Here is a 222-nt window from a genome sequence, read left to right as displayed (position 1 = left end):
AAAACATCAATATTTTTATCAATTTCTTGTTTTAAATTAGTTGCTTTTGACAATTGTTGTTGTAACATTGCTTGATACCATTCATTAAGTTGCTTTGTAACCTGTTCGCTTCCCTTCACTGGAATGTTCATAAGATCCCCCTTTTTTGAATATTCTCACATAAATAATAACAAATAGATATTAAGATATAAATATCTCATTAATATTTCTCAACATTTATTT

General features: G+C 25.7%; 1 protein-coding gene. It reads right to left on the bottom strand.

The window, feature by feature from the left end:
• Nucleotides 1–68: hypothetical protein (locus tag V7038_RS29640; RefSeq protein WP_438825126.1), on the bottom strand; the 68-nt coding region annotated here is incomplete at its 3' end.
• Between the last annotated feature and the right edge of the window lie 154 nt (nucleotides 69–222).

Source organism: Bacillus sp. JJ783 (genome assembly GCF_036963225.1).
GTDB classification, from domain to species: Bacteria; Bacillota; Bacilli; order Bacillales; family Bacillaceae_G; genus Bacillus_A; species Bacillus_A cereus_U.
This window is presented reverse-complemented; position numbering and strand designations above follow the sequence as displayed.